The organism is Bacillus sp. T2.9-1, from assembly GCF_950097965.1.
Lineage (GTDB): Bacteria > Bacillota > Bacilli > Bacillales > Cytobacillaceae > Niallia > Niallia hominis.
In genome coordinates, this window is sequence record NZ_CATNHG010000094.1 from 33,920 (window position 1) to 42,333 (window position 8,414).

Here is an 8,414-nt window from a genome sequence, read left to right on the forward strand (position 1 = left end):
TCATGCTTTTTTCCTTTTCAAAAAAGAAATAGCTTTCGGATTTTTATCGTTATTTTCAAAAAAAGTACATCCTCGGCCTGAATAAACATTCTTCTTTCACCTGCATACAGCTAGGTCATTTGTTCATAAATTCCACTCTTTACGACTCTTTCCAAGACATTTTTCCTGTTGTTACGACTTATCCGCTATTTCCGATAAGTAGCTCCATCGTTCTATAAGATATTCTAATTTCTCATTTAATTGTTCTTGCTCTTTCATTAATTCAGCAGCTTTTTCGAAATCACTGCCTGTCTCGGCTAAGTCTGTTTCAATGTTTGCTAGTCTTTCTTCTACCTTTTCAATATCTTCATCTATTGTTTCCCATTCTCTTTGTTCATTATAGCTAAGTTTTACTTTTTTCGCTTTTGGCTCTTTCTTGACATTCGGTGTGTCGAATTTTTCTTTTGTTTGTTGTTCTTCTTTTCGCTCAACCTCTAAATATTCACTGTAGTTGCCATAATATGTGTCCGTTACACCATTTCCTTTTAATATTAATAGCTGTTCAGCTACTTTATCTAGAAAATAGCGATCATGAGATACGGTAATAACGACACCATTAAAGTCGCCTAAATAATCTTCTAGAACCATTAATGTTTGTGTGTCTAAATCATTGGTTGGCTCGTCTAATAATAGTACATTTGGTTCTCCCATTAAAATTTTCAATAGATAAAGCCGTCTTCTTTCTCCACCAGAAAGTTTTCCAATAATGGTCCCATGTGTATGAAGGGGAAATAGAAATCTTTCTAGCATTTGAGCAGCTGTAATGACTTTTCCATCTGAAGCCTCTATTACTTCTGCAGTTTCTTTTAAATATTCAATCATTCTCTTGGAAGTATCCATATCTTCGTTTTCTTGTGTATAATATGCAACCTTTACAGTCTGACCAATAATTCTTTCACCAGCATCAAGAGATAAATTGCCCGCCAAAATATTTAGGAACGTCGATTTTCCTGTTCCGTTTTTACCGATTATCCCATATCTATCTCCAGGTTTCACAAGTAAATTAAAGTGATCTAAAATGATTTTATCCTCAAAACGCTTGCTAGCATCAACCAATTCAAATACTTGTTTTCCTAATCTGCTCCCTTTAAGCGAAATATCTAATTTATCTTTTCCTTTAACATTCGCTAGCTTATCGTCCAAAGTATCAAAACGTTGAATTCTTGCTTTCTGTTTTGTGGAACGAGCCTTTGCTCCTCTTCTAATCCATTCCAATTCTCTTCTAAATAAATTCTTTTGTTTTTCAATCGTCGCCGCTTCATTTTCCTCGCGAATAGCTTTAGCCTGCAAGAAATCTCCATAGTTCCCTTTATAGCTATAAAGATTCCCTCCGTCCAGTTCAAACATTCTGTTCGTTACACGATCCAAGAAGTAACGATCATGTGTTACTAGTAAAAGGGCGCCGGTATATCGACTTAAATAATCCTCCAGCCATTTCACAGCCTCAAAATCGAGATGATTTGTTGGTTCATCTAAAATAAGTAAATCTGGCTCTTGAATGAGGACTTGTGCCAACGCAACACGTTTTTTTTGTCCTCCGGATAATTCGCCGATTTTTTTATCAAAATGCTCAATCCCCAATTTCATTAAAACAGTCTTTGCATTTGTATGAACTTCCCAGCCGTTTAAAGCATCCATTCTTTTTTGCAGAACAAAAAGCTTTTCATGGAATTTCTCATTTTCAGGGTCATTGTTGATTTGGATCAACAGGGCTTCATACTCTTTTATAAGCGTTAATACAGGTGCATCACCAGCATATACTTGGTTCAAGACACTAAGCTCAGGGTTTAATTCAGGACTTTGTGCAGAATAGGCAATCTGATAATCTTTCGGTGCAGTTATCTCTCCTTTATCTGCAATATCCATTCCAGCAACTATTTTTAATAAAGATGATTTTCCTGTACCGTTTATCCCGATTAAACCGACTCGTTCTTTTTCACTTATCGAAAAAGATATATTTTCAAATAGTTTTTTCTCTCCATATGTTTTTGTTACATTTTCAATTAAAATACTCTTCATCCTGTACATTCCATTCTTTATAAAATTCTTGTAAAAAGGTTTCCATAAACAGATGCCTTGCTTCTGCCATTTCTCTGGCACTATCTGTATGTAATAAATCTCTTATTTTTAATAGCTTCTCATAGAAATGATGAATAGAGGAAGAATTATGCTTCCGATATTCTTCTTCCGTCATCTTATCTCTTATTGGTAAAGCGGGATCATATATAGGACTTCCAGTGCTTCCACCAAAAGCAAAAGTTCTCGCGATTCCCAAGGCCCCAATCGCATCTAAACGATCTGCATCTTGGACTATTTTCGCCTCTATGCTACTTGGAGGTATTCCGTTTCCGCCTTTAAAGCCGACAGAAGAAATAATGGATAAAATAACCTCTTTATCTTGATTATCTACCGGAATAGTATCAAGTATAGACGCTAATTTCCTTTGCCCCTCTTCTTTTGATTTATTCAATTTTTCATCTGAAATATCATGTAATAATGCCGCGAGCTCGATAATAATCGAATAGCCTATTCCCTCTTTTTTCGAAAGGAATAAAGCCATTTTTCGAACTCTATCGACATGATACCAATCATGTCCACTCGCATCTTTTTCCATCTCAATTTTCACCAAATTTTCTACTTGGTATATAATATCCACTTATTCTCACATCCAGCTATGCTTCTATTTAACTTATTGTATCATGAAACGCAGTTATTCGAATAAGAAAGAATATCACTTGTTCTAAACAAAAAATAGGAGAAGAATGTTTTATCCATTCTCCTCCTGCTTTCTTTTTTGTATGATATTTTTATTCATCCTTTAAAAACGGTTTAATTTTCGGAAAAACTTTCAAGGCTGTCCGATAAAATACATCTTTATGGAAGGTCTCTGGTATAAGTTTTTTAATAAAATCAATATAAGGACCAAATGGCGCTAATGGCCAATCTGTGCCAAAAAGCAATTTATCATAGGAATGGGAAAAGACTAATGCATGACGCAAATGTTCAAGAAATATTCCTTCATGTGCTTCTTCCAATTCTTTTTTTGTTCCAACAATTAAACCAGATAGGTCTGCATATACATTCGAATTCTTGTAAATAATCTCAGCACCAGTTAACGTCCATGGATCACCGAAATGAGCCATCATAAAATTCACCTTACGATGTTTTACTGCCACTTCATCAATTGCAAGAGGATGACTATATTTTAATAACCCTCTTTCAGAATACGTATCTCCTGTGTGAAAAACGACAGGAAGATGATACTTTTCTGCAAGCTTGTAAACTGGTTCATAAACATCATCATAAGCATAAAATGGATAATATCCTAAATAGATTTTCATTCCGACAACATTCGGCTTTTGAATCTCTTGTTCCAAACGTTGAATTGCTGACATATCCATATCATATGGATTTACGCCAGCACAGTAGACTATATTTTCAGGAAGAGTTGCACTTAAATCAAGTCCCATCGGCGTTTGCGCATGGTAATCAGGAAAACCCATTTCAGGAGTTTCTGTAACGCCCATTCCAATTGCAAGGACAATCTTTGCCTTCTCCATCTCCTCTTTAACTCCTTCAAAGCTATAATCAACTAAGGAAAGATTTTTTGCAGTATCTTTGAATGTGTCTATATTCGAATAATGAATATGTGCATCAATTATTTTCATTAAAAATATTCCCTTTCTTAAAATGCAATTCTTCTTACTTGTTTTAATAGACTGGTAGAGATTTCCTCTTTCGCAAACAGTAAATAGTTCGGTTCTGTATATAGGCGGTTTGTTTTTCTTTTACATTTGTCAAAGGAAATTAACTGTATCGCATCTTTATTACTATAATATTCTGCATCCTTTGCGTCTTCACTTGTGATAAAGTAAAACTTATCTTCCCCTAATGATAAGTAGTAATTATCCTTTACATTTGCTTCCTGCTCTTCGTCAGCAACGATAAATCGCTTATTTGCCACCGAATCGCTCATTATATGAAGCACACACTTTTCTTCCTCGTTACATGCCATAAATAGATTGGTATGCCAATCTTCTTCCGCCATACGTTTTCCAGCATCATTCATTATTTCTACAAATGTAATAACTAACGGTATGCCTGGCATTGTTACATAATATTGCACATACTTTAAACCCTTCCATTTTTGATGATGATTAATCGTTGTTTCCAGCTTTATTCCAGACCAGACATTGTGATGGATATCCTTTAGACTAGTAAACTCACATATTGTATGTTCTTTTAATAAAGAAAAGACATTTAACTCTGGTGGACCATTTTTTATGCCACCACACCACGGATTCCACCAGCTTTTTGCAATCGGTTTTGGAAAAGAGTGCTCCAGCCAGTGTTTCCCGTTCGCTTCAAGGGAATAAACACCGGGATAATAGGCAGGAGAAGCTTTAAATGTCACTACTCCGTTGGAAACCTGATAAACAGCTAATCCTTCTTCTTCTAAAAGATGTGTAGTTATCCCTTTTTGATTCGAAACAAAAAACAAATGAGCTGTGTCCATATCCTTTGTTGCTGACGCTATAGTAGTAGTCATTTTATTTAGACCTAATTGTATGGCATTTTGATGGTTTACTCGGTAAACTTCTGATTGCTCTGTATTGATCTGAACGCAATCGACCTTATTATGATTTATTCTAAAGGTAGCATCACCAATTATTGGTTGATTTCTAAAGTTTTTTAGAGATACTTTAACATCTTCATCTTTATCCCAAATCATATTTCCATCGTTATATTCAATGATTAATTCCTTTACAACTTTTCTTTTGTGTTCGTCCTTCATTCCCTCCGCAGCTAGCTGCCATTCTTGCCATTTGCGATAAGCACCGATATTTATGCAAATAGGGGGGAAATCGACTGATTCATTTGATTGAAGGAAGTGTGTAGACTCTATATGCATTTTCCAATTATCCATTTTTATGCGAGCGTCTTTATCCCATGCTACTCCAAAAGGAAACACTGTTGGAGTAGAAAAATACCAATTACCCGTTATATCCTTTGATGCGATTTCAAATGGAAGTACAGTATTTAATTCACAAAATGACACAACTTCTCCTTTTAAAGGGAGAAATAAATTATGCCAAGAATCATAGAATGTTTCTTGTAGGCTTATTTCTTTTTCTACCAAGTTATTATTATTAATTGTTACCAAACGCTTTATTAAACCTTCTGCAAAAAGTTCATTCGTTAAAATAATTTCCATACCAGGAAAATCGCTAGACTTAAAGAATAATTTTATTGCAATACTGTTTCCAGCTTTATCTGTGTTCACCAAATACGGCTTTAGTTTAGACAGTTCACTAGAAAAAGGCTTTCCGATTGCTGGTGCAAAAAGAGTGAAATCTGTATCAGCAATTTCCGTTGTGTGATCAACTTTACTTATAGAAAGCTGATGTGGACCGTTATATACCTTCCAGCTCTTATCATTTTCCACTACAAACTGTTCACCAATCCCTTTTAATGCAAGGGTTATCTCTTTCTGAATACTTAATAGCTTATTGTCATTACCCATCATTTCACATTGAAAGTATTCTTTAAAGCAGCCACAACTCTTCACTTCAACAGGAATTCTAATCCACTTTTTCTCTTTTTTTGCCAGAGTGAAAGAATACTTCTCCCCATCAAATTGAATATGTTTATTCATCGGTATCATTAGGTTAGCGCTAATGTCTTTGTTTAAATTGTTTTGGAGTTCCAAATCTAAGTAAGTATTCATTCCTTTAGCTAAAATGGCATCTATTTCTTTTGTCTCAATAGAAATTGGCGACTTAGGCAATATCCCCAATTGTAAACTTGTTTCCAATTCGTTTATGCTGAGATCAACTTTTAACGACGGGAAAGTTTTCCCTTCTACAGGCTCCTCTCCTACCTTTACTACAAAAGGAAATGGAACAATCAACTCTTCCTTTTCCTTTACTGTAAATGTGTTGGAGAAACTGCAGCTAATTCTGCCATCATTATCAGCCCTAGCTTGCAAGGAAATTGGGTTTGCTCCTTTATTTTTAATTTTCAAGGATACTTGCTGTTCTATTTCTTCTATACACTCATGATTTTCCATTATTAATTCCAACTGAAAATCCTTTGTTTCAATATAGCTGATTCCTCTACCTGTTTTTTCGAATTTAACTACAACACTTTCCCGTTCTTTTTGCCAAACATATTCATAGTGTGTAAATCCATTAACAATTTCTCCATCTGGTCTAATTTCCAGGTTTCTTTTTAAATCATCATACCAATCCATGTCTTTTAAATAATGATTGATTAATTCATTATTGCGAACAGTTGGAATAAAGTTCATTAAGTGAGTATTTTTATCGTTATCCTCCCAAAAGAAACCACAGCGCTTATATAAAGGAACTGCCTTTAAGTTACCTGCCCATGTATATAAATCAAGCCTTGGCCATTTTTTGTCTATTGCCATGTTAAGGGCATGTAATAATAACTTTTTACCTATTTTCTTTCCATGATAATCTGGGCGAACATTTAACAACGGTACATATAGCGCTCCAACATCTTCCTTATAAACAGAAAATCCGCAATATCCCACCACTTCTTCTCCCAACACAGCTAAGAAAGTGTCAAGATTATCGGAACTTTGCTGCTGCTCGAGCACTTGCTCCTCTGTTTTACCTGAACCTCCCCAAGATTCCTTACTCTTTGTCCACATATCAGCAACACTTTTGGCAAGCCCATCATGATAGCTAACGATTTTTATTGTTTGTGTTTCATCCTGCATCTTTTCCACTAAGAACCCTCATCCCTCTTATTTTGAATTTTTGTTTGCATCGATACTTCTTTGTGGTTTCGCATAGTACCTCCTCCTTTCATTAATATAGGAATGTTTTTCCAACGTTCCTTTCTTATCGTATTATTATTAAGAATGTTTGTAAAGATATTGCAATAATAATTTTTCTGATAATTAAATATGATATCCAACAAAACTAGACAAAGCTCGTCAAAGGATATTTTTCTCTTTTCTCGAAAGATATAAAGACAAGGCCTTTAAACGTCCTTCTTGCCAATGGTTTTGCTTTGATTATGATTATTGAGGGGTGTGTAGAATGTTAAGTGTACAAACAAAAGAACTTTCTATTAAGGATGAACAAACAAAATTATTAAGTGTGAAAGAAGCAGCGGAATATATTGATGAAGGTCCTGGGGTTCTAAGAAACTGGTTAAGAGAGTTAAAAACCCTTATCCCAGTTATTATTGGAGAAAATGGCTATCGCTATTTTGATCAAAAAAGCTTGGATATTTTAGTAAAGGTGAAACAACTGCGAAATGAAAAGCAACTGTCTTTAAGACAAATTGAAGATGAGCTTACATGCCCTGTCCCTACCTCTATCCCAATTGCCACCGATGCCACGGAAAAAATTCTTCAAGATTTACAAACAATCAAAGAAGAATTAGAACTTCAAAAAAATTTCAATCAAGTATTAGTGCAACAATTAAAAAAACAACAGGAGCATATTGAACTTCAGCAAGAACATATTGTCAGCCAAGAAAAAAAAATAACACGATTAGAAAATCCGATTATCCACCAAGATAAAGAAGATAATCCTGCTAAATCAAGAAAAACAAAACAAAATTTCATAAACGAAAAGGAAACGAAACAAAAAAAATCAGGTTTTATCCGCTTATTTTCTTATCGTTAATAGAGTAAAAATATGTATAAGAAACGGGGTTCTGCCTTTCTTGAAGTAAAATTACGTCTCCACTAAATTTCGAGCAGAATCCCTTTTTTATTTTAATGATTCAATAGCTTTTCAATGTCTTCTTTTAATTCGGATGGCTTTGTATTTGGTGCATATCGCCCAATAACTTTTCCATCCTGATCAATTAAAAATTTAGTGAAATTCCACTTAATCGCCTTTACTCCGAGCGTACCAGGTGATTCTTTTGTTAAATATTGATATAGTGGATCAGCCGTTTTTCCATTTACATCGATTTTAGCAAACATCGGAAATGTTACACCATAGTTTATTTCACAAAACGACATAATCTCCTCGTTTGTTCCTGGATCCTGATTTAAAAACTGATTGCTTGGGAATCCTAATACAGAAAATCCCTTATCTTTATACGTTTGATACAATTCTTGTAATTCTTTAAATTGAGGTGTAAAGCCGCATTTACTAGCTGTATTTACAATCAATAATACTTTCTCTTTATAATTACTTAATGATTGTAAGTCTCCATTCATTGTTTTAACTTCAAAATCATAAATATTCATTTTATCATCTCCTCGTATAGTAAGTTTATAGTCCTCTTTCGAGGTAATTTCCAATTAAAATATTGTTCTTTGATAATTCTATAGATGTTAGTTCAGATAGTGGGGGGCTAGCCCCCCACTATCTGAAAAAGTT

General features: G+C 34.4%; 6 protein-coding genes. 1 reads left to right on the forward strand and 5 read right to left on the reverse strand.

Annotation, left to right across the window (positions count from 1 at the left end; genetic code table 11):
- Positions 1-171 precede the first annotated feature (171 nt).
- The 4 genes from QQZ16_RS12675 to QQZ16_RS12690 all read right to left on the reverse strand — a co-directional run bounded on the left by QQZ16_RS12675 (position 172) and on the right by QQZ16_RS12690 (position 6,787).
- Positions 172-2,058 carry an ABC-F family ATP-binding cassette domain-containing protein gene (locus QQZ16_RS12675; protein WP_284561378.1) on the reverse strand — a complete coding sequence of 629 codons (1,887 nt, stop codon included), beginning with the start codon at positions 2,056-2,058 and terminating at the stop codon, positions 172-174.
- Positions 2,039-2,653 (reverse strand): HD domain-containing protein, encoded by a 615-nt coding sequence (locus tag QQZ16_RS12680; RefSeq protein ID WP_284561380.1) that lies wholly within the window; start codon positions 2,651-2,653, stop codon positions 2,039-2,041. Before QQZ16_RS12680 ends, QQZ16_RS12675 begins: the two co-directional genes overlap by 20 nt.
- Positions 2,654-2,846: 193 nt before the next feature.
- Complete coding sequence (locus QQZ16_RS12685; protein ID WP_284561379.1) at positions 2,847-3,707, reverse strand: amidohydrolase family protein; 861 nt, start codon at positions 3,705-3,707, stop codon at positions 2,847-2,849.
- Between the two features lie 17 nt (positions 3,708-3,724).
- Entirely contained in the window at positions 3,725-6,787 is a 3,063-nt protein-coding gene (locus tag QQZ16_RS12690) for a GNAT family N-acetyltransferase (RefSeq protein WP_235251649.1), read from the reverse strand.
- Positions 6,788-7,112: 325 nt separating this feature from the next.
- Here QQZ16_RS12690 and QQZ16_RS12695 point away from each other — a divergent pair, with 325 nt between their 5' ends.
- Positions 7,113-7,706 (forward strand): MerR family transcriptional regulator, encoded by a 594-nt coding sequence (locus QQZ16_RS12695; protein WP_235251634.1) that lies wholly within the window; start codon positions 7,113-7,115, stop codon positions 7,704-7,706.
- Between the two features lie 92 nt (positions 7,707-7,798).
- Here the strand turns inward: QQZ16_RS12695 and QQZ16_RS12700 are convergent, their stop codons facing one another.
- Positions 7,799-8,281: a glutathione peroxidase gene (locus tag QQZ16_RS12700; protein ID WP_235251633.1), complete on the reverse strand. Its 483-nt coding sequence runs from the start codon at positions 8,279-8,281 to the stop codon at positions 7,799-7,801.
- Positions 8,282-8,414: the final 133 nt, after the last annotated feature.